The organism is Streptosporangium sp. NPDC001559, from assembly GCF_042893955.1.
Taxonomy (GTDB): domain Bacteria; phylum Actinomycetota; class Actinomycetes; order Streptosporangiales; family Streptosporangiaceae; genus Streptosporangium.
Window position 1 is genome coordinate 208,222 of record NZ_JBIAVG010000006.1, and the last position, 19,845, is coordinate 228,066.

The window sequence follows — 19,845 nt, forward strand, 5'->3', positions numbered from 1 at the left end:
GACGGGCCCGTCCGGTGCATCTCACCGACGGATCACGGACGTGCTGGAGAAGTTAGCCGGGAGTCCGGCCGCTTCTTCGCGGCTATGGCGATGGTGGGGAGATGTTTTCCCATCCCCTGCCGACGCATGGCCGGGGCATGGCGGGAGGTGCGGGGGAGGCCGTGTGACCGGGATGCCGCCGGGGGCTTTCCGGGGGAACCGGATGCCCGGTCCCCCCGAGGGTGAATCAGCCGAACTCGCCGTCCTTCACGCCGCCGACGAAGGCGTCCCACTCACCCTGAGTGAAGGCCAGCGCCGGGCCGCCGGGGTCCTTGGAGTCACGGACGAGGTAGAGCGCGTCGGCGTCGGCCTTGTGCGCCGCCAGGGCCGGGTCACCGGGGACGACCGCGACCTCCACGCAGTCTCCTCCGTTGGTGCTGCGGCTGCTCTTGCGCCATACGACGCTGGACAGATCCATCGATGGTCCTCGCACTCTCTTTCTATGGACTGGAACATCGCCTCGCCATCTGGGCGATGAAGGTGGCCGACGCCTCCGCGCCGAGAGCCAGTGCCGACAGGCTGCCGAACATGAGGGTGTAACGGCGCACCTCCTCCGGGTCCTCGGGCATGAGCCCGCTCGTGGCCTGCTCTAGGTAGACCAGATCGGGATCTTCGGGCGCGGGGAAGCTGAGCAGGCAGAACTTGCCGTCCATCGCGGCGTGCGCCCCTGAGGAGAAGGGGATGACCCTGATCTCCACGTTCGGCAGCCTGCCGAGCTCGACGAGGTGTTCAAGCTGCTCGCGCATCACCGCGCGCCCGCCGATCTGACGCCGGAGTACTGCCTCGTCGAGTAAAGCGACGAGCTGGATCGGGTCACCGGGGCCGTGCAGCAACTGCTGCCGCGAGATGCGCACGGAGACCTTCTCATCGACCTCGGAGGGGGCCTGGGTCATGGCGGTCGCCTCGATGACGGCGCGTGCGTACGGCTCGGTCTGCATCAGGCCGGGCACGACGAGCGGTTCGTAGGTGCGCACCACCGACGCCTCCGCCTCAAGCCCGATGTAGGAGTCGAAGCCGGGTTTCAGCGCCTGCCGGTGCCGGTGCCACCAGCCCCGCTGGCGGGCCTCCCTGGCCATCTGGATCAGGGAGTCGCGGGCCTCCCCGGTCACGCCGTACACCTCGGTGAGGACCGACACGTCTGAGGGTTTCGGACGGGTCAAACCCGTTTCGTATCTCCAGAGAGTGGTGTCGGTGGAGCCGATCCGTTCAGCCACCTCCACCCGCGTCAGTCCACTGTTCTCTCGCAGACGGCTCAGCTCAGCCATCAGACGGCGGTGCCGCGCCGTTGGACTACGCCGGGGAGCCATGGTGCATACCTCCGTTCCAATGACAACGAAACTGAGGAATCTCAATATGAGCTATTGAAGTCCCTGATAGAACAGTTCACCGTGAGTGAGTGTGCCATCTCAGAGCGCGACGCGCATGGGAATGTGTGTGTCGGGGAGCGAGGCCAATCATGGCGGTCGTGCAACGGATCCTGCCGCTGCGGTCAACGATGTTCCTGCGGGGTGTGCCGGAGGCCGTCTCCGAGGCGAGGGACCGGGTCAGGGGCTTTCTCGGTGAGGGACACCCCGTGTCGGAGGACGTCGTCCTCCTGGTCAGCGAGGTGGTGACGAACTCGGTGGTCCACTCCGCCTCCGGTGCGGGCGGGCGGGTCGCGATGACCGTCGAGCTCGGCGCGCGGAGCGTGCTGGTCGAGGTGTCCGACGCCGGATCGGGCGCGTCCGCGCCGCACGTGCGCAACGACCCGCAGGCCGAGAACGGCCGGGGGATGTTCCTCGTCGACCTGCTCGCGAACCGGTGGGGCGTCAAGGACGACCGCCGGGGCGGACGGCGGACGGTCTGGTTCGAGATCGGCTTCTGACCGGGGTGCTTTGCTCTGCGGAGTCGATGCCTGACTCTCGGTTGAGGCGCGTGGATTCCGAGACGCGCCGGGAGAGGAGATCAGGTGAGACACCGTTCGATCATGGTGCTCGTGGTCCTGGCGCTGTCGTGTCTGGGCGTCACCACCGCGGGCGCGTCCGGTGACCCGCCGCCGAGCGGCCGGTACCGCGTCCAGGGACCCAGTGATCCGCACCAGCGCAGCGCCGTCGCGGCCACCGGAGCGGTGATCGACCACGTCGAGGAGGCCTCGGTCGTGATCACCGCGGGAGACGCGGAGGTCGAGGCGATCAGAAGGCTGGGCTACACGGTCACGAGGATTCAGGGACCCCCCTCCCGTGAGGCGAGGCCGTTCGACTTTCCCGCCGCGGACTCCGGCTACCACAACTACGCCGAGATGACCGCCGAGATCGACCGGATCGTCGCCGCCCATCCCTCGATCGCGCGCAGAAGCAGCTACGGCACCTCCGTCCAGGGACGCGACCTGATCGCGGTGAAGATCAGCGACAACGCGGGAACGGACGAGAACGAGCCCGAGGTGCTGTTCACCCACCACCAGCACGCCAGGGAACACCTGACCGTGGAGATGGCGCTGTACATCCTCCACCTGCTCACCGACGGCTACGGCGCCGACTCCAGGATCACCTCACTGGTGAACTCACGGGAGATCTGGGTCATGCCGGACCTCAACCCGGACGGCGGCGAGTACGACATCTCCAGCGGCTCCTACCGGCTCTGGCGTAAGAACCGCCAGCCCACCGCGGGCTCGTCGTACGTGGGGACCGACCTGAACCGCAACTGGGCCTACCGGTGGGGCTGCTGCGGCGGCTCGTCGCGCTCACCGTCGAGCGAGTCCTACCGGGGCCCGGCGCCCGAGTCCGCGCCCGAGGTCAGGGCGGTCGCCAACTGGGTGCGCGGCAGGGTCGTCGGCGGCGTGCAGCAGATCAAGGCGAACATCGACTGGCACAGCTACAGCGAACTGGTCCTTTGGCCGTACGGCTTCACCTACGACGAGATCGCCCCCGGCATGACGCGGGACGAACACGACGCCCTCGCCAGGCTCGGCGCGAACATGGCCTCCACCAACGGCTACGAGGCCATGCAGTCCAGCGACCTCTACATCGTCGACGGAGCGATCGACGACTGGCTGTGGGGCACCTACAAGATCTTCAGCTACACCTTCGAGATGTATCCGGCCGACTCCCCGCCGGGCTTCTACCCGCCCGACGAGCAGATCCGCCCGCAGACGACCCGCAACAGGGAGGCCGTGCTCCGCCTGCTGGAGTACGCCGACTGCGTCTACCGGATCATCGGCAAACAGTCCCGGTACTGCGGCACCCGGCAGACCTGACGCGGGCCGTACGGCGGGGCGGGATCAGGGGCGGCAGATCAGCTCACCGTGGAGGATGGACAGCCAGCCGTCCCGCTCGGCGGCCCAGGCCAGCCAGCCACGGGAGATACGGCGCAGGTCCTCCTCGGTCGCGATGCCCGAGGCGAGGGCCTGACCGGCCATGTCGGACTTCAGGATGCGTTCGGCCCACATGCCGCCCCACCAGTCGCGGTCCTCGGGCGTCGCGAAGCACCAGGCGGAGGCGGAGGCGGTGACGTCGGAGAACCCGGCCTGGTGCGCCCAGGAGAGCAGCCGCCGTCCCGCGTCCGGCTCGCCGCCGTTGGCCCTGGCCACCCGCTGGTAGAGGCTCAGCCACTCGTCGAGCTCCGGGGGCCTGGGGAACCAGGTGAAGGCGGCGTAGTCGCTGTCGCGGACGGCGACGACCCCACCGGGCGCGCAGACCCGGCGCATCTCCCGCAGCGCCTGGACGGGGTCGCCCACGTGCTGCAGCACCTGGTGGGCGTGGACGACGTCGAAGGCGTCGTCGGGCAGGTCGAGGGCGTGCACGTCGGCGACGGCGAACTCGACGTTGGACAGCCCCCGGCGCTCGGCCTCGGCCCTGGCCAGGGCCAGCGCGTCCTCGGTGACCTCCACCGCGGTGACCGTTCCCGGCGCGACCAGGGCGGCCAGTTCCGCGGTGATGGTCCCCGGCCCGCATCCCACGTCCAGCAGGGACATCCCGGGGCGCAGGTGCGGCAGGAGGTAGGCCGCGGAGTTCTCCACCGTGCGCCAACGATGGGAGCGCAGCACCGACTCGTGGTGCCCGTGGGTGTAGACGGCGTTCTTGAACGTCATGGCGGATCACTCCTTCGGTCGATCTACCCGAACCGTAGCATCGATCTCATATTTCAAGAAATATCGTCTCATTATGTGGTCGTTACGGATTTCGCATCATTCGGACACTTGCTGTCACAGCGGGGCGCGCCCACACTCGGGTCCGGTACCGGCGTTCCGGTACCGGTGTCGCCGTGGGGGTGGTCCTCGTGACCGAGGAGTTCAGCACAAGTGAGACCTGGCCGATGGAGTGCCTGCGTTGCTGGCACGTCTGGCAGGAGAAGTACGTCGTCCGTCATCTGACCGACGCGCACGGCCACGACGTCGTCGTGTGGCTGCGCGGGGGAACGCCGGTCCAGCCGCCCTGGTCGGGAACGAGCTGTCCCGGCTGCGGGCACAGCCGCGTGGCGGCCTTCCCGCCGGGAAGCCGCCCGATCCCGGTGGCGGAACCCGCCGCCGTGGCCGTCCAGCCCGTCCCGGCTCCGCTTCCCGCCCCGGCGCACGACCGCACGGGCGGCCGACGGCGGAGAGGCATCGGAGAAAGGGCGGTCTACGGCCTGATCCGGCAGCCCGCCCTGCTGTGCGCCCTGCTGGGGATCGTGTTCCTGCTGGTCACAGGCTTCGAACTGGTGGAACGAGTGGTGATCCACCACTGATCCCCGCGACCGGTAACCCGACCGGCCGCGGCTTCGCGGGCCTGACACGGGACCCCGTTCCGAACCCCTCAACGTTCGGGAAGGTTTGGCCTTGTGCTTTCCCAGCCCAAGCGTGAAGGGGTTTGGTTCGGGCTTTCCCGGTGCCATGCGTGAGGAGTTTGACCCTGGCCCTACCGGCGCCGTGCGTGAGGAGTGTCGGCTTGGGCGCGTCGGTGCTTGGACTGAGGAACGCAGGAGCGAAGCGACGGAGTGACGAGGGAAAGCGCCGACTCGAAGGCGCCCAAGCCCCGCGACGCCGCCAGGCGGAGCAAGGAGACACAGTCCGCGACGCCGCCAGGCGGAGCAAAGGGACAGGGGGGGCCGCGCCGCAGCACGCGGCCCCTCGTGTGCCCCCGGCAGGGCTGCGGCCCTTCCAGGCGGGTGACGTCGCGCCCCGCCGTACCGGAGAGTTCCGGTACGGCGGGCACGCCGTCGCATGGGGACGGGCCGGCGCCGTCACCCGCGTGGCGGGGCCACGCGGGGAGGCCGCTCGCCTCTCGGGGCCCGCAGGCCGCCGGGGGCGTCCGCCCGTCTCACCGGAAGACATCCCGCGATCATGATGGGGAGAATCTCCCGGATGGGCAAAGTCAGAGCCTGAAGTCCAGATCGGGGATGATTTCGGCGACGTCCATCTGGGCCTTCTGCAGCCTGCCGGAGTAGTCCCAGTTCAGTGCCTGCCAGCGGGTGAACTGGTCGAGCACCCACACTCCCGACTGGCGGCTGCCGTTGCCGGACTTGCCGTTTCCGCCGAAGGGCAGGTGCGCCTCGGCGCCCGAGGTGGAGTTGTTGACGCTGACCATGCCCGCGCCGATGCCCGAGCGGAACCGGAAGGCGGCCTTCGGGTCGGTGGTGTAGATGGAGGAGGAGAGCCCGTAGCCGGGCCGGTTGGCGAGTCCGATCGCCTCCTCCAGGGTGGTGAAGCCGGTCACACCCACGATCGGGCCGAACGTCTCCTCAAGGAACAGCCGGTCGTCGGGCCGCACACCGTCCACGACGACGGGGTGGTAGTAGAGGCCGCCCTCGCCGGTGAAGTTCCTCCGGGGGTTGTCCGGGGTGATCCTGCCGACCGGCCCGGAGACGACGCTGTGGTGCGGCCCGATCCAGCCGAGATACTCCTCGAAGCGGGCGGCGAACCTCTCGTCGAGCAGCGGCCCGCACAGCACGTCTCCCGCGGGGTCGCCGATCACGGCGTCGGCGACGGCGCGTGTGTAACGGGCGAGGAACTCCTCGCGGACGCTCTCGTGGACGATCACGGTGCCGAGCGAGGTGCACCGCTGCCCGGCCGTACCGAATCCGGCGAACAGGGCTCCCTCGACCGCCAGGTCCAGGTCGGCGTCGGGCATGACCACCATCGGGTTCTTGCCGCCGAGTTCGAGGCAGGGCGACTGCAGGTGCCGTCCGCACAGCTCGCCGATCCTGCGGCCGACCTCGGTCGAGCCGGTGAAGCCGACCTTGTGCACGGTGCCCTCGCCCAGCGCGGTCTCCAGCCCCCGGTAGGCGGCGGCCCCGTCGGTGAGGACGAGGTTCAGCACGCCGTCGGGCAGCCCGGCCGCCGTGAACAGCCGGTGGAGCGCGTGCGCCGAGGCGGCGGCGTACTCGGCGGGCTTCCACACGACGGTGTTGCCCGCCAGCAGCGCCGGGACCAGGTACCACGAGGGCACCGCGACCGGGAAGTTGCCCGCCGTGATCACCGCGGCGACCCCGACCGGGACCCGGAAGGTGAACAGGCTCTTGTCGGACATCTCAGAGGGGACGGTCTGCCCGTAGAGCCGCCTTCCCTCGCCGAGGAAGAAGTCGCACGTGTCGACGATCTCGCGGACCTCGCCCAGCGCCTCCGCGTACGGCTTGCCGATCTCCCGGGTGACGAGCCGGGCGAGCGTCTCGGCGTTCGCCTCGACCAGCCGTCCGATCGAGGCGATCACCCTGCCCCTGACGGGCGCGGGGACCGCGGCCCACTCGGTCTGCGCGGCGGCGGCCGTACGGCAGGCGGAGGCGAACGTCTCCGCGTCCGCGAGCCCGACCCGTGCGACCACCTCGTCCAGGCGGGCGGGGTTGACCGACTCGTAGACGTCGCCGGGCGTTCCTGACGTCTGTTTCCCCCCGATGACAGAGATGATCTCATCGGTCACCGTTGACCTCCTCGTATCGTTGTGGTCGCATTCTTCCCCCGGGGAGCTGGGCCGTCACGCCCACGCGACCCGCGTCAGACCATACGGAAGTCGGCGAAGTCGAAGCCGGGGGAGACCACGCAGCTCACCAGCACGCCCTCCTCCCCCGTGGGCCGGGCGGCCTGCCAGGTTCCCGCGGGAACCAGCGCCTGCGGAACCTGGCCCTGCTCGACCAGTGGACCGAGCACGATCGTCTCTGCGGGCTGTCCCTCGTGGCCGCCGAGGGTCAGGGCCAGCGGGCCGCCCCTGTGCCAGAGCCACACCTCGTCCGAGCGGACCACGTGCGGACGCGACTCCTGCCCCGGTTCGAGCAGGAAGTAGATGCCGGTCGCCGTGGCGCGGGGGCCGTCGTAGCCGGCCGGGGTGAGAGCGACGGAGGTTCTCCAGGTCTCCCGGTACCAGCCTCCTTCGGGGTGAGGCAGCAGATCCAGGGTCTCGGCGAGCGCGGGACGCGTTGTCGTCATTGCACCGATCTTAGGCCGCTCTTTTTGTCGGCGACGTTGGTTAGCGTTCGGCGTGTGATCGAACGGTGGAACCGGGATCAGGTGCTCGCACTCGCGCCTGACGCCCCGTCGAGAAAGGCGGCCCAGGGGGTCTCCTCACCCGGCAAGTGGTCGGGTGCGGGCGCCACGGCCGAGGCGGTGTGGGGCGAGTGCGCGGGCAGCGGCTCCAAGCCGTACCGCGCGTGCGTCGACCTGTCGGAGCCCGCCTACCGGTGCAGTTGCCCCAGCAGGAAGTTTCCCTGCAAGCACGCCCTGGGCCTGTTGCTGCTGTGGTCGGCCGACGCCGTCCCCGCTGCGGAGGAGCCCGCCGACTGGGTGGGCGAGTGGCTCGACCAGCGCCGGACGCGGGCGGAGAAGGCCGCGACCGCCGCCACCTCGGCTGCCGAGGGCGGTAAGGGGAAGGCCGTCCCCGACCCCCGCAGGGCCGAGCAGCGTGAGCAGCGCGTGAGCGCGGGCCTGGCCGAGCTCGAACTCTGGCTCGCCGACCAGGTCAGGCAGGGCATCGCCGGGTCACGGCGGCACGACCACTGGGACGACCTCGTCAAACGTCTCGTCGACGCCCAGGCCCCCGGGGTCGCGGGCACCGTCTCCCGCCTCGGTGACGCGCTGGCGGGGGAGGACTGGCCCGCCCGGCTCCTCGGCGAGTACTCCCTGCTGCACCTGCTCTCGGTGGCGCACCGCCGTATGGCCGCCACACAGCCGTACGGCGCCGGCCACGGTGGCGGGGAGGGCGACGGTGGTCTGGTCCGTACGGTCCGTGACCGGATCGGCTTTCCCGTCGCGAAGGAGGAGGTGCTCGCCGAGCCCGCGGTCCGCGACGTGTGGGACGTGCTGGGGCGCCGCGACTCCGAGCAGGACAGGTTGATCACCCGCCGGGTCTGGCTGCGCGGCAGGAACACGGGCCGAGCCGCCCTCGTGCTCTCCCACGCCCCCGTGGGACAGGCGCTCGACGCCTCCCTGGTCACCGGTGTCTCCCTCGACGCCGAGCTGGCCTTCTACCCGGGCTCCACGCCGCTGCGCGCCCTGGTCGCGGCCCGTCACGACGGCGCCGTCCCCGTGCTCCCTCCCGCGGGACGCACCCCGGGGGAGGCGCTGGAGGAGGTGGCCCGCGCGCTGGCGGGAGATCCGTGGCTCGACTCATGGCCCGTCGTGCTGGGGGAGGTGACCCCCATGACGGCTCAGGAGAAGACCGGGTCCTGGCTGCTCGGCGGGCCGGACAGGGGCCCGGACGGTGGTCTGGACCGTGGCCTGCCGCTGCACCCGTCGGCGGGCACACCGTGGCGGCTCGTCGCGGTCTCCGGCGGGCGCCCGCTGACCGTCGCCGCGGAATGGACCCCGCGGGGGCTGCTTCCCCTGACGACCTGGGACGACCAGGGAAGGGTGATCGTGCTGTGAACTCCTCGTGGAACCCCGCGCACGGCTGGGAGGACCTCGTCTCGGCCGCGCTCGTCGGCACCGACCGCCGTCCCCTCCCCTCGGGGGCGGCCACCCCGGAGGCGGAGCTGCTCGACCACGCCGCGCTGCTGACCGTCAGGGCGCGCGCCGGTCAGACGCCGCGCGAGGGCCGTCCGCTTGAGGCCGCCCCGCAGGAACGGCAGCCGGAGGTCTCACGGGCGGCCGGTGACAGGCTCGCCCGCATTCTGGGCGGTGAACGGCCGAGACTGCTCACCGAGTGGCTGCAGGCCGCCGCCGCACGCGGTCACCGGCTCAGCCCGCACCTGCTGCCCGAACTGCTCGACCAGGCGGCCAGGGACCGGTCGATCCGCCCTCACCTGGGCGTCCTCGCGGGAGCCAGGGGCCGCTGGCTGGCCGGGCTCAACCCCGCCTGGGGCTTCCTGCTCGAAGAGGTCACCGCGCCGGGAGCCGCGCACGAGACGTGGGAGCTGGGCACCTCGGGTGACCGTAAGGCCCACCTCGGCGCGGTGCGGGCGGCCGACCCCGCACGGGCCAGGCTCCTGCTTGAGGAGACCTGGGAGAAGGAGACCCCGCAGGACCGCGCGGCCTTCCTCGAGATCCTGGCAGACCGGCTGTCCCTCGACGACGAGCCGTTCCTGGAGAGCGCGCTCGACGACCGTCGCCGGGAGGTCCGTCACGAGGCGGCCGACCTGCTCACCCGGTTGCCCGGCTCCCGCCTCGCGCTGCGCATGGCCGAGCGGGCCGCCGCCTGCCTGCACACGGAGAACGGTGAGCTCCACATCGCCCCGCCCCTGGCCTGCGACGCCGCGATGGAGCGTGACGGCGTCAGGGCCAAACCCCCCAGGGGGACCGGCGAGCGGAGCTGGTGGCTCCAGCAGATAGTGGCCAGGACACCCCTTGAGATCTGGTCCAGGCTGTTCGGCCGCCCGCCCGGAGAGCTGGTCCGGATGAAGATCCCCGACTGGGGACGCGAGGTCATGGCGGGCTGGGTCAGGGCGACCGTGCTGCAGGGCGACCCCGAGTGGGCCCGTGTCCTGTTCGCCTGGGACCCGCTCGCCGACCTGCTGGCCGTACTGCCCAGGGAGGACCGGGAGGACGTGGCGGCCGGGTTCGTCCGCAGACACGGCCTCGACGGACAATTGATCATGGTTCTCGGGGGCGCCGCGGCGCCCTGGGGGCCCGACCTCGCGCTGGCGGTGCTGGAGAAGATCCTCCAGGTCTCCGGCACCCAGCCGTGGAACCTCAGCGAGCTGAGCAGGCTCGCGGGCGAGCGCATCGACCCCGCCCTGTACGGCATGGCCGAACGCCTCTCACCCGAACCCCCCATCCAGGAGGTCGCCGCCCTCCTGCGTTTCCGTGACGACATGTTGAAGGAGCTTCAGTGACGACGGTCCTGCGGGCCCACGCCGAAGACCAGTACGCCGACGAACTGGCGATCCTGGCCAAGGACGACGACCGGCCCCGCCCTCCGGGCTGGAAGCTGTCCCCCTGGGCGGTGACCACCTACATCCTGGGCGACGGCGACCGGATCACCCCCAAGTACATCGGCCCGAGGCGCATCGTCGAGGTGGCCGTCGCGACCCTGGCCACCGACCGGGCGCTGCTGCTGCTCGGCGTCCCCGGCACCGCGAAGACCTGGCTGTCGGAGCACCTGGCGGCGGCGGTCAGCGGTGACTCGACCCTGCTCGTCCAGGGCACCGCCGGCACCGCGGAGGAGGCCGTCCGCTACGGCTGGAACTACGCCAGGCTGCTCGCCGAGGGGCCCTCACGGCAGGCCCTCACCCCGAGCCCGGTGATGCGCGCCATGTCCGAGGGGCGCGTCGCCAGGGTCGAGGAGCTGACCCGCATGCCCTCCGACGTCCAGGACGCGCTGATCACCGTGCTGTCGGAGAAGACCCTGCCCATCCCCGAGCTGAACGAGGAGGTGCAGGCCACCCGGGGTTTCAACGTCATCGCCACCGCCAACGACCGCGACCGGGGCGTCAACGAGCTGTCCAGCGCGCTGCGCCGCAGGTTCAACACGGTCGTGCTGCCGGTCCCGGCGACCGCGGAGGAGGAGGTGGACATCGTCTCCCGCCGCGTCGAGCAGCTCGGCCGCTCACTGGAGCTGCCGCCCGCGCTGACCGGCCTTGAGGAGATCCGCCGCGTCGTCACGGTCTTCCGTGAGCTGCGCTCGGGGGTCACCGAGGACGGCCGCGCCAAGGTCAAGTCCCCCAGCGGCACGCTCAGCACCGCCGAGGCCATCTCGGTCCTCACCAACGGCATCGCGCTGGCCGCCCACTTCGGCGACGGCGTGCTGCGCCCCGCCGACGTGGCCGCCGGGATCGTCGGCGCCGTGGTGCAGGACCCGGTCTCCGACCGGGTGGTCTGGCGCGAATACCTGGAGACCGTCGTCCGTGAACGCCAGGACTGGCGCGACTTCTACCGGGCCTGCCGTGACGCGGGCTGAGAGGGCCGTCGTGACGCGGACCGCCGGGGTGCGGGGCGCTGTGACGCGGACCGCCGGAGCGCGGGCCGGGACGGTTCGGGCCGGGGCGGGGCCCGCCGGAACGCGGGACCTGACCGTCGGGAGGCGCCGGTGAGCGTCTCCGTGCTGGGAGTCCGGCACCACGGTCCCGGCTCGGCGCGTTCCCTGCGGGAGGAGCTGACGCGCCTCAAGCCCGACATCGTGCTCATCGAGGGGCCGCCGGAGGCCGACGACCTGGTCGGGCTGGCCAAGGATCCCGAGCTTCGGCCCCCGGTCGCACTGCTGGCCCACGTCCCCGGTGAGTCGTCCAAGGCCGCGTTCTGGCCGTTCGCGGTGTTCTCCCCCGAGTGGCAGGCGATCCGGCACGCGGTCGAGGCGGACGTCCCCGTCCGTTTCTGCGACATGCCCGCCGCGCACAGCCTCGCCCCGGCCTCCGAGGAGCGGGACGAGGCAGAGAACGAGGAGGACGATCGGGCGCCCGCCGTACGGGCCGATCCGATCGGCGCGCTCGCCCACGCCGCCGGATACGACGACCCGGAACGCTGGTGGGAGGACGCGGTCGAGCACCGGGGGGACACACCGTTCCAGGTGATCGCCGAGGCGATGGCCGCGGTCCGGGAGGGGCACGTCCCCGGCGAGGAGGAGGCCAGGCGGGAGGCCTTCATGCGGCGTGCGATCCGTACGGCGATCAGGGACGGCCACGAGCGGATCGCCGTCGTCTGCGGCGCCTGGCACGTGCCCGCGCTGGCCGGGCCGCCGGACGCCGGGTCCCACGGCGGCGTCTGGGGGTCGGGGCTGCCGACGGCCAAGGCCGACGACGCGCTGCTGCGCGGCCTGCCGAAGGTCAAGGTCGAGACGACGTGGGTGCCGTGGACGTACGGGCGGCTGGCCGCCTGGAGCGGATACGGCGCCGGGGTGACCTCACCCGGCTGGTACCACCACCTGTTCACCGCGCCCGACCGCCCGGTCGAGCGCTGGTTGACCGAGGCGGCGGGCACACTGCGCGCCGAGGACCTGCCCGTCTCATCCGCCCACGTCATCGAGGCGGTACGGCTCGCCCGGAGCCTGGCCACGCTCAGGGGAAGACCGCTGGCCGGGCTCGCCGAGGCGACCGAGGCGGTCAGGGCGGTGCTCTGCGAGGGCGACGACCTGCCGGTCGAACTGGTCCAGCGGCGCATGGTCGTGGGAGAGCGACTGGGCGCGGTCCCCGACTCGACCCCGATGGTCCCGCTGCAGCGTCACCTGCGTCAGGAGCAGCGACGGGTACGGCTCAAGCCGGAGGCCCTGGACCGCGAGCACGACCTCGACCTGCGCAAACCCCTCGACCTGGAGCGCAGCAGGCTGCTGCACCGGCTGCGTCTGCTCGGCGTCGGCTGGGGGACGCCGAAGGAGAGCCGGGGCAAGGGCACCTTCCGTGAGTCGTGGACGCTCGCCTGGCGGCCCGAGTTCGACATCGACCTGATCGAGGCGGGCGTGTGGGGCACGACCGTCCCCGCGGCCGCCGTCGCCCGGGTCCGTGACCTGGCACACGGCGGCCAGGAGAAGCGGGAGGTCCCGCTGGCCGTCCTGACCGGCCTGGTCGAGCAGTGCCTGCTGGCCGACCTGCCGGACGCGTTGCCGTACGTGATCGAGGTGCTGTCCGAACAGGCCGCCCTGGACGGCGACGTCACGCACCTGATGGCCGCCTTCCCCGCGATGGTGCGCGCCCAGCGCTACGGTGATGTGCGCGCGACCCCCGCAGAGGGGCTGGCGGCCGTCGCCGACGCCATGCTCACCAGGATCTGCCTCGGGTTCGGCGGTGCCGCCGCCGGGCTCGACGAGGACGCCGCCCGTGACCTGCTGAAGCACGTCGACGCGGTGCACGCTGCCGTGACCCTGCTCCAGGACGCCCCGGTGCCCGAGGGGGAGGAGTCGCCGGCGGCGCGCTGGCTGGGTGCGCTGCGCGGAGTCTCGGGACGTTCGGGCCTGCCCGGGGTGATCGAGGGGCGCCTCACCAGGCTCCTGCTGGACGCAGGGGACCTCGAGGCGGGCCAGGTGGGAGCCGTCATGGCCAGGGCCATGTCCGCCGGGCATCCTCCGGCCCGCGCCGCCGCCTGGGTCGAGGGTTTCCTGTCCGGGGGCGGCCTGCTGCTGGTCCATGACTCCCGGCTGCTGGCGCTGATCGACGAGTGGCTGACCGGGCTGGCGCCGGAGACGTTCGTCGACGTGCTGCCGCTGCTGCGCCGTACGTTCGGCGCCTTCGCCGCGCCCGAGCGGCGCTCGATCGGCTCCCGGGTCAGGTCGCTCGGCACCGGGGGAGACCCCGCCACGGCCGGGGACGCCGAGGAGATCGACGAGGAACGCGCGGCGGCGGCCACGCGTACCGTGCTGGCACTTCTGGGAAGGACGGAGATCGCGTGACGGACGAGAGGCTGCGCCGCTGGCGGCTCGTGCTCGGCGGCGACGCGGACGGCACCGGATGCGCGCTCGGCGGGGCGGACGCGCAGATGGACGGCGCCTTGGCGGCGCTCTACGGCGGTGGGGAAGGCGGCAGGGAGGGCGGCGAGCGGAGCGCGGGTCTCGGCGGTTCCGCGCCCAGGGTGGCGCGCTGGCTGGGAGACATCCGCTCCTACTTCCCCTCGACCGTCGTGCAGGTCATGCAGAAGGACGCGGTCGAACGACTGAACCTCACCCGGCTGCTGCTCGAACCGGAGATGCTCGAGGCGGTGGAACCGGACGTCCATCTGGTCGGCACGCTGCTGTCCCTCAACCGGGTGATGCCGGAGAAGGCCCGCGAGTCGGCCAGGGCGCTGGTCGCGAAGGTGGTGGCCGACCTGGAGCGCCGTCTCAACCAGAAGACGAAGGCGGCGGTGACGGGGGCGCTCGACCGCGCCGCCAAGACCAACCGGCCCCGCCGGGTCGCCGACATCGACTGGAACCGCACCATCCGGGCCAACCTGCACAACTACCTGCCGGAACGCGGCACCGTCGTGCCCTCAAGGCTCGTCGGGTACGGCAGGCGCCAGCGCGCGGTCCAGCGGGAGGTCGTGCTCTGCATCGACCAGAGCGGGTCCATGGCGGCCTCGGTCGTCTATTCGAGCGTGTTCGGCGCGGTCCTCGCCTCGATGCGCTCGCTGAAGACCTCGCTGGTGGTCTTCGACACCTCGATCGTCGACCTGACCGAGCAGCTCCACGACCCGGTCGAGCTGCTGTTCGGCACACAACTCGGCGGCGGCACCGACATCAACCGGGCCATCGCCTACTGCCAGGGGCTCATCACCCGGCCCACCGACTCGATCTTCGTCCTGATCAGCGATCTCTACGAGGGAGGCGTCAGGCAGGAGATGCTCCGCAGGGTGGCCCAGATGACCGCGGCGGGTGTCCAGGTGATCGTGCTGCTGGCGCTGTCCGACGAGGGCGCGCCCTTCTACGACCACGAGAACGCCGCGGCCCTCGCCGCTCTCGGCGTGCCCGCCTTCGCCTGCACCCCCGACGCCTTCCCGGGACTCATGGCCGCGGCCATCGAGCGCCGTGACGTCGGGGTGTGGGCCGAGCGGGAGCTGGGGATCGCGGCCACCTGACCCGGTCCCGGCGGGGGCGGTACGGAGGCCCGGCCCCGCCGAAGGACAGCGGAAACGATCAGGGCGCGGGGCAGAGCAGGGGGCCGACGGCCTCGCGCAGGTCGGGGGAGATGGGGGAGGGGCGGAGGGTGGCCGGGTCGAGCTTCACCTGGACCCGGCGGCCCTCGGCGTGCACGACCGACATGTCGGCCGACAGCACACGGAAGCCGTACACGAGGCTGGTCGTGCCGAGGTGCTCGACCCAGAAGTGCACGGACGCCTCGCCCACTTTGGAGATGGGGGCGTGGTAGGTGACGGAGAACTCGCGCACCACGAAGAACAGGTCCGCGAAGTGCGGCTCCGAGGGGTCGAAGGCCCAGCCTCGTGCGGCCCAGTAGCCCGAGAGGGCCCGTTCGAGCAGCAGGACATACCGGGCGTTGTGCACCACGCCCATGGCGTCGAGGTCCTCGAAGTGGATTTGGACGGGGTGGACGTGCCCGGGTAGCAGGGCGGTCGTCATGTCAGGCCTCCGGGAGGATGCTGGGGTCGGTCGCCAGGGTGCGGAGCCGGTCGAGCACGGCCCGGCGGGCGTGCTCACGGCTCCGTTCGTGCTGGAGCAGGCGGGTGTGGACGACCACCACCGCGCCGAGTGCCTCGATCTCGAAGGCGAGCTGCCGGGGGTCGGTCCCGGGCCGGAGCTGGCCCAGGGCGACGGCCCGTTCGGCGAGCCCGGCCAGCAGGTCCATCCAGTCGTCGATCGCGGCGGCGACGGCGTCACGCACCGGCCCGGGCCGGTCGTCGAACTCACTGCCGACGGCCTGGAAGAAGCAGCCGCCGGGCAGCCGCTCCGAGGCGTAGAAGTCCAGGCGGAGCTCGTGCAGGGCCAGCAGCCTGGGCAGCCCCCGTGGCATGCTCAGGGCGGGCTCGACGATCTGCTCGATCCACTGCCGCCGGGCGTGCTCCACGATCGCGAGCTGCAGGGACCGCTTGTCCGGCCAGTGCGCGAAGAGCCCGGACTTGCTGACGCCGAGCGTCTGGGCGAGCCGGGCGAGAGAGAGGCCTTCGAGACCCTCGACCGAGGCCAGGCGGACGGCGGCGTCGAGCACCGTTCCGCGAGTTCGCTCGCCACGCAGAAGCCGTCCGTCGATCACGCGCCCACCCTAGCAAACAATATGACCGATCGGTCGTACACATTTTCTCGCCCGGCTCTACGGCGCACGGTTCCACGAGGCGTGGTTCTACGGCGCGGTCCTACGGCGCGTGGTCCTACGACCAAGGGCCGACCCGCGGGGCCGATGCCGGGGCGGGGCGGCGACCGTACCGTCCAGTGCATGACTTCCACGGTGGTCGAAGCCCCTCAGGAGGGGATGTTCGCCGAACGTTATCGCGCACTGACGGTCGGTATGGTCGCATTGATCGTTCTGGTCGCCTTCGAGGCGCTCGCGGTCGCCACCGCGATGCCGGTCGTGGGCCGCGAACTCGACGGGATCGCGCTCTACGCCCTGGCCTTCAGCGGGGCGCTGGCCGCCGGGATGGTCGCGACCGTGCTCGGCGGGCGCTGGGGAGACCTGCGCGGGCCGGTAGCCCCGCTCTGGACCGGAATCGCGGCCTTCGCCGCCGGACTGGTCGTGGCCGGGATCGCGCCGACCATGGACGTGTTCGTCCTCGGCCGGTTCATCCAGGGATTCGGCGGCGGAATCTTCCAGGTGGCGCTGTACGTGCTGGTCTCCCGGGTCTATCCGGCACCGATGCACCCCAGGGTGTTCTCGGCCCTGGCCGCGGGCTGGGTCGTGCCGTCCATGGCCGGGCCGCTGGTCGCGGGCGTCGTGGTCGAACATCTCGGCTGGCGCTGGGTCTTCCTCGGCGTGCCGATGTTCGTCCTGCCCGCCGCGCTGCTGCTCTGGCGGGGCCTGGCCGTCGTCCCCGCAGGGGAACGGGAAGAAGAGACGGGCAGGCGCACCCCCATCGCCAGGCGTCTCGGCTGGGCCGCGCTGACGGCCGTCGGCGCGGCCCTCATGCAGTACGGCGGAGCGGCCCGCGGCGTCGGGCTTGTCCTGCTGGCCGCCGGGCTGGCCGTACTGGCCCTGTCACTGCCCAGGCTGCTGCCGCCGGGCACCCTCAGGGCCGCGCGGGGCCTGCCGTCGGTGATCGCGCTGCGCGGCGTCGTCGCCGGCACCGCCCTCGGCGCTGAGGTCTTCCTGCCGCTCATGCTCACCGGGGAACGGGGACTGTCGCCGGCCGCGGCCGGGATGGTGCTCACCGCGGGCGCGCTGGCCTGGGCGTTCGCCTCGTGGGTCGTCGGACGCGGCTGGATCGGCAGGGTGCTGATCCTGCGTGCGGGACCCGTCATGATCGCCCTGGGCATCGCGCTGATGGCCCTGACGATCTTCCCCGAGGTCCCGGTCGTGCTGGCCGTCGCCGGGGAGACGATCGTGGGACTCGGCATCGGAAGCGTCTACCCCACGCTGTCCGTGCTCGTCCTGGAGCTGTCGAAGCCGGGGGAGGAGGGGGAGAACAGCGCCTCGATGGGCATCGGCGAGTCGGTCTTCACGGTGGTCGTGGTCGCGGTCGTCGGGGCGATCGTCGCGGCCTTCGGCGCGACCGGGCCGGTGTACCTGGCCTGCTTCGCGCTGACGGCCCTCGTGGCCGCCACGGGTACGTTCGCCGGGGGTCGCTTCAGGACCTGAGCGGGGCGGTTCGGGTCTGAGCGTGGACCACGGCCGGGGGCGGGTTGGAGGGTTGAGGGGACGCGGCCGGGACCGGGTCGCGGCAGGGCCGGGGTCCGGCCGGTTCGGGGCTGCGTGTGGGGCGGCTCGGGGTTTGAGCGAGGGACGCGGCCGGGGTTTCGGGAGCCGGGGACGGCCGGGGCCTGGGCGTGAGGCGCGGCCGGACGGGGAGGTCCGTGGCCGTGACACCATGGGAAGACGCCGAGCGCCTTTCGTGTTGGGAGAAGGAGTCCTGCCCCAGAGCGGGACTCATTGTGTTTCCGAGACGTCTCCCAAGGCGTTTTCCCGATCTGTACGGAATCGAGGGGGTCCATGCCGCGCGTACGTGAGCTTGAGGTGTTCCGGCTGGTGCTGCCCTATGGCAGGCGTCCCGAGGCGGTCCTCGTCCGGCTCACCGACTATGGGGGCATGACCGGGTGGGGAGAGATCGTCGACCCGGGCCCCAAGACCTGGAGGCTCCTGCAGGAAGAGCTGAGCGGCGCGCTGATCGGCCTCGACTGGGAGCACCCCGACGAACTGGGCGACGTTCCCGGCGGACCGGCCGCCGACATGGCCTGCTGGGACCTGTGGGCGAGGATGCGCGGGGTGCCGCTCTCCCACGCGCTCGGCGGTAGCCGTACCTCGCTGATGGCCACCGTCAGGATCGGCGCGGAACGCAACCTGGAAAGCCTGGTCGCACGGGTCAACCGGCACGTCTGCGCCGGATATGCCCACGTCACCCTGGACGTCCATCCCGGCTGGGACGTCGAGCCGCTGCGCGCGGTGCGTCAGGCCTACCCCGCCCTCGGCATCGGCGTCGACGCGCGTGGGGGTTACACCGACGCCAAGGCCCTCGAGGCGATGGACGCCTACACGCTCTCGTCCATCGAGCGCCCCTTCACCGGCCTCGCGGGCCACGCCGACCTGCAGGAACGCGTCGCCGCCCCGGTGCTGGTCGAGGTCTCCTCGGCCGCCGAGCTCGACGAGGCGGTGGTCACACGTGAGGGCCGGGCGCTGCTGCTGCGGCCCTCGGCCATCGGCTCCCTGCGTGAGGTACGGCGGATGCACGACATCGCCGCCGCGGCCGGATGGGAGATCGCCTGCTCTGGAGGCCAGGGCACCGGCCTGGCCAGGGCGGCGACGGTCGCCGCGGCCAGCCTGCCCGGCTGTGGGCTGCCCTGCGACGTGGCCGAACCCCCGCGCAGCGCGCAGATCGTCACACCGCCGGTGGGCGCCTCGGACGGCGTGATCGCCGTACCCTTCACCCAGCCGGGCCTGGGCCACACGGTCGACGTGAACCGCGTCCGCCGCCTGGCCAAGGAGACCTACGCCGTCTGAGCGGTGGCTCAGTTCATGATCACCGAGTCACGGCTCGGTCGGTCGGTCACGACTCATGAGCCGGGGCGGTCACCGTTCGCGTTCCCGTCGCAACCTCTGGATCTCGCGGTGCAGCTCACGCTCACGGTTCGCCCGCAGCCGCTCGTGCCACTGGGTCCCCCGTTCGGCGGCCTCCTGGTCCATACGCGCCTGGGCGTCCGCGACCTCGTTCAGGATGAGCCCGGCGCCGATGAGGGCGGCCAGCACGACGAGTGTGAACCACCCCACCGGGCCGGTGACGAATGTCAGGGCGAGAATCGCGAGGCTTCCGAAGAATACGATTTTTGCGGCGTTTTCTATCGCGTCGATGTTTCTGTCGAAGAACGACATTCGGTAACGCTCTCCTCGCGGGGGAGTGGCCTGTGTTCGGGTTCGCGGGTTCGCAGCGGGATGGGAACGGTTTTGACGGCTGATGGAGTTCCTGAGGATGGATTACGGTCTTTCTGTGCCGTTTCCGGGTGATGGGCGATTGCTTTCCGGCCACAGCCTGTGCGCGTACTCCATGAGGTCCTCGGTGACGACGCGACGGTGCCTGCCACCAGCCGGTAGGGGATCAAGCCTGCTCAGGTAGGGGCGCGACACGCGCAGCACGTTGGGGCCTCGTGTGACCTGCGTCGGAACGTGGGCGAGCAGGAGGAGGGCCTCGCGCGGGAGAACCAGCGGACTTTCGTCACCGGGCTCGGCGATGAACCGGACACCGCTCTCGCCGGGGTGTCGCCCGAGAATCTCTTCGAGCCGTTCGATGACGTCGGTCGCTTTTCGGGCGTCCATCGATCCGGAATCGACCGAGAACTTGACGTGAATGCCAGGCACGTCTATCTTCCCCTCGTAATCGCACTATCTGAAACAGGCGAATCAATCGAAATGACAACGGCGGCGGCGCGGCACTGA

General features: G+C 71.4%; 19 protein-coding genes. 11 read left to right on the forward strand and 8 right to left on the reverse strand.

From position 1 onward, the window contains the following. Positions 1–226: 226 nt before the first annotated feature. Positions 227–457, reverse strand: coding sequence for a DUF397 domain-containing protein (locus ACFYY8_RS16070; protein ID WP_352011488.1), 231 nt, complete (start codon positions 455–457; stop codon positions 227–229). Positions 458–479: 22 nt separating this feature from the next. After that, positions 480–1,346 carry a helix-turn-helix domain-containing protein gene (locus tag ACFYY8_RS16075; RefSeq protein WP_390041319.1) on the reverse strand — a complete coding sequence of 289 codons (867 nt, stop codon included), beginning with the start codon at positions 1,344–1,346 and terminating at the stop codon, positions 480–482. 149 nt (positions 1,347–1,495) lie between these two features. Here ACFYY8_RS16075 and ACFYY8_RS16080 point away from each other — a divergent pair, with 149 nt between their 5' ends. Together ACFYY8_RS16080 and ACFYY8_RS16085 are read left to right on the forward strand one after the other, a co-directional pair. After that, positions 1,496–1,903, forward strand: coding sequence for an ATP-binding protein (locus tag ACFYY8_RS16080; protein ID WP_390041321.1), 408 nt, complete (start codon positions 1,496–1,498; stop codon positions 1,901–1,903). Between the two features lie 84 nt (positions 1,904–1,987). Next, a complete protein-coding gene (locus ACFYY8_RS16085; RefSeq protein WP_390041323.1) occupies positions 1,988–3,271 on the forward strand; it encodes a M14 family metallopeptidase in 1,284 nt (427 codons plus the stop codon). 24 nt (positions 3,272–3,295) lie between these two features. On the opposite strand, the gene ACFYY8_RS16090 is transcribed toward ACFYY8_RS16085, so the two are convergent. After that, positions 3,296–4,105, reverse strand: a complete 810-nt coding sequence (locus ACFYY8_RS16090; protein ID WP_390041325.1) for a class I SAM-dependent methyltransferase — start codon at positions 4,103–4,105, stop codon at positions 3,296–3,298. A 188-nt stretch (positions 4,106–4,293) separates the two neighbouring features. Between ACFYY8_RS16090 and ACFYY8_RS16095 the strand changes: the two genes are divergently transcribed. Next, positions 4,294–4,740, forward strand: coding sequence for a hypothetical protein (locus ACFYY8_RS16095; RefSeq protein ID WP_390041327.1), 447 nt, complete (start codon positions 4,294–4,296; stop codon positions 4,738–4,740). 626 nt (positions 4,741–5,366) lie between these two features. Here the strand turns inward: ACFYY8_RS16095 and ACFYY8_RS16100 are convergent. Then, on the reverse strand, positions 5,367–6,908 hold the full coding sequence (locus ACFYY8_RS16100) for an aldehyde dehydrogenase family protein (protein ID WP_390041329.1): 1,542 nt from the start codon (positions 6,906–6,908) through the stop codon (positions 5,367–5,369). Between the two features lie 74 nt (positions 6,909–6,982). After that, entirely contained in the window at positions 6,983–7,411 is a 429-nt protein-coding gene (locus ACFYY8_RS16105) for a cupin domain-containing protein (RefSeq protein ID WP_390041331.1), read from the reverse strand. A 54-nt stretch (positions 7,412–7,465) separates the two neighbouring features. Between ACFYY8_RS16105 and ACFYY8_RS16110 the strand changes: the two genes are divergently transcribed. The 5 genes from ACFYY8_RS16110 to ACFYY8_RS16130 all read left to right on the forward strand — a co-directional run bounded on the left by ACFYY8_RS16110 (position 7,466) and on the right by ACFYY8_RS16130 (position 14,893). Continuing rightward, positions 7,466–8,845, forward strand: coding sequence for an SWIM zinc finger family protein (locus ACFYY8_RS16110; RefSeq protein WP_390041333.1), 1,380 nt, complete (start codon positions 7,466–7,468; stop codon positions 8,843–8,845). After that, positions 8,842–10,251 carry a DUF5691 domain-containing protein gene (locus ACFYY8_RS16115; RefSeq protein ID WP_390041335.1) on the forward strand — a complete coding sequence of 470 codons (1,410 nt, stop codon included), beginning with the start codon at positions 8,842–8,844 and terminating at the stop codon, positions 10,249–10,251. Before ACFYY8_RS16110 ends, ACFYY8_RS16115 begins: the two co-directional genes overlap by 4 nt. Beyond that, the gene (locus ACFYY8_RS16120; protein WP_352011498.1) at positions 10,248–11,315 is read left to right on the forward strand and encodes an AAA family ATPase; all 1,068 of its coding nucleotides are present in this window, start codon (positions 10,248–10,250) and stop codon (positions 11,313–11,315) included. Before ACFYY8_RS16115 ends, ACFYY8_RS16120 begins: the two co-directional genes overlap by 4 nt. Before the next feature lie 129 nt (positions 11,316–11,444). Beyond that, positions 11,445–13,733, forward strand: coding sequence for a DUF5682 family protein (locus ACFYY8_RS16125; RefSeq protein ID WP_390041338.1), 2,289 nt, complete (start codon positions 11,445–11,447; stop codon positions 13,731–13,733). Beyond that, positions 13,730–14,893 carry a VWA domain-containing protein gene (locus tag ACFYY8_RS16130; protein WP_390041340.1) on the forward strand — a complete coding sequence of 388 codons (1,164 nt, stop codon included), beginning with the start codon at positions 13,730–13,732 and terminating at the stop codon, positions 14,891–14,893. The genes ACFYY8_RS16125 and ACFYY8_RS16130 overlap by 4 nt, the downstream gene beginning before the upstream one ends. Positions 14,894–14,951: 58 nt before the next feature. Here the strand turns inward: ACFYY8_RS16130 and ACFYY8_RS16135 are convergent, their stop codons facing one another. Both ACFYY8_RS16135 and ACFYY8_RS16140 read right to left on the reverse strand, forming a co-directional pair. Beyond that, positions 14,952–15,392, reverse strand: coding sequence for a thioesterase family protein (locus ACFYY8_RS16135; protein WP_362775643.1), 441 nt, complete (start codon positions 15,390–15,392; stop codon positions 14,952–14,954). Between the two features lies 1 nt (position 15,393). Further along, positions 15,394–16,023 (reverse strand): TetR family transcriptional regulator C-terminal domain-containing protein, encoded by a 630-nt coding sequence (locus tag ACFYY8_RS16140; protein ID WP_390041342.1) that lies wholly within the window; start codon positions 16,021–16,023, stop codon positions 15,394–15,396. A 180-nt stretch (positions 16,024–16,203) separates the two neighbouring features. Between ACFYY8_RS16140 and ACFYY8_RS16145 the strand changes: the two genes are divergently transcribed. After that, positions 16,204–17,559 (forward strand): MFS transporter, encoded by a 1,356-nt coding sequence (locus ACFYY8_RS16145; protein ID WP_390041344.1) that lies wholly within the window; start codon positions 16,204–16,206, stop codon positions 17,557–17,559. 351 nt (positions 17,560–17,910) lie between these two features. Then, positions 17,911–18,915: an enolase C-terminal domain-like protein gene (locus ACFYY8_RS16150; protein ID WP_390041347.1), complete on the forward strand. Its 1,005-nt coding sequence runs from the start codon at positions 17,911–17,913 to the stop codon at positions 18,913–18,915. A gap of 69 nt (positions 18,916–18,984) precedes the next feature. Here ACFYY8_RS16150 and ACFYY8_RS16155 read toward each other — a convergent pair whose 3' ends face one another. Next, the gene (locus tag ACFYY8_RS16155; protein ID WP_390041349.1) at positions 18,985–19,284 is read right to left on the reverse strand and encodes a hypothetical protein; all 300 of its coding nucleotides are present in this window, start codon (positions 19,282–19,284) and stop codon (positions 18,985–18,987) included. A 291-nt stretch (positions 19,285–19,575) separates the two neighbouring features. On the opposite strand from ACFYY8_RS16155, the gene ACFYY8_RS16160 reads away from it, so the two are divergent. Beyond that, positions 19,576–19,845, forward strand: a complete 270-nt coding sequence (locus ACFYY8_RS16160; RefSeq protein WP_390041351.1) for a hypothetical protein — start codon at positions 19,576–19,578, stop codon at positions 19,843–19,845.

Excerpts from the sequence above, each read along its gene's own strand:
- ACFYY8_RS16070 (WP_352011488.1), bottom strand. The coding sequence starts at position 457 with ATGGATCTGTCCAGCGTCGTATGGCGCAAGAGCAGCCGCAGCACCAAC.
- ACFYY8_RS16075 (WP_390041319.1), bottom strand. The coding sequence starts at position 1,346 with ATGGCTCCCCGGCGTAGTCCAACGGCGCGGCACCGCCGTCTGATGGCT.
- ACFYY8_RS16080 (WP_390041321.1), top strand. The coding sequence starts at position 1,496 with ATGGCGGTCGTGCAACGGATCCTGCCGCTGCGGTCAACGATGTTCCTG.
- ACFYY8_RS16090 (WP_390041325.1), bottom strand. The coding sequence starts at position 4,105 with ATGACGTTCAAGAACGCCGTCTACACCCACGGGCACCACGAGTCGGTG.
- ACFYY8_RS16105 (WP_390041331.1), bottom strand. The coding sequence starts at position 7,411 with ATGACGACAACGCGTCCCGCGCTCGCCGAGACCCTGGATCTGCTGCCT.
- ACFYY8_RS16135 (WP_362775643.1), bottom strand. The coding sequence starts at position 15,392 with ATGACGACCGCCCTGCTACCCGGGCACGTCCACCCCGTCCAAATCCAC.
- ACFYY8_RS16145 (WP_390041344.1), top strand. The coding sequence starts at position 16,204 with ATGACTTCCACGGTGGTCGAAGCCCCTCAGGAGGGGATGTTCGCCGAA.
- ACFYY8_RS16150 (WP_390041347.1), top strand. The coding sequence starts at position 17,911 with ATGCCGCGCGTACGTGAGCTTGAGGTGTTCCGGCTGGTGCTGCCCTAT.
- ACFYY8_RS16155 (WP_390041349.1), bottom strand. The coding sequence starts at position 19,284 with ATGTCGTTCTTCGACAGAAACATCGACGCGATAGAAAACGCCGCAAAA.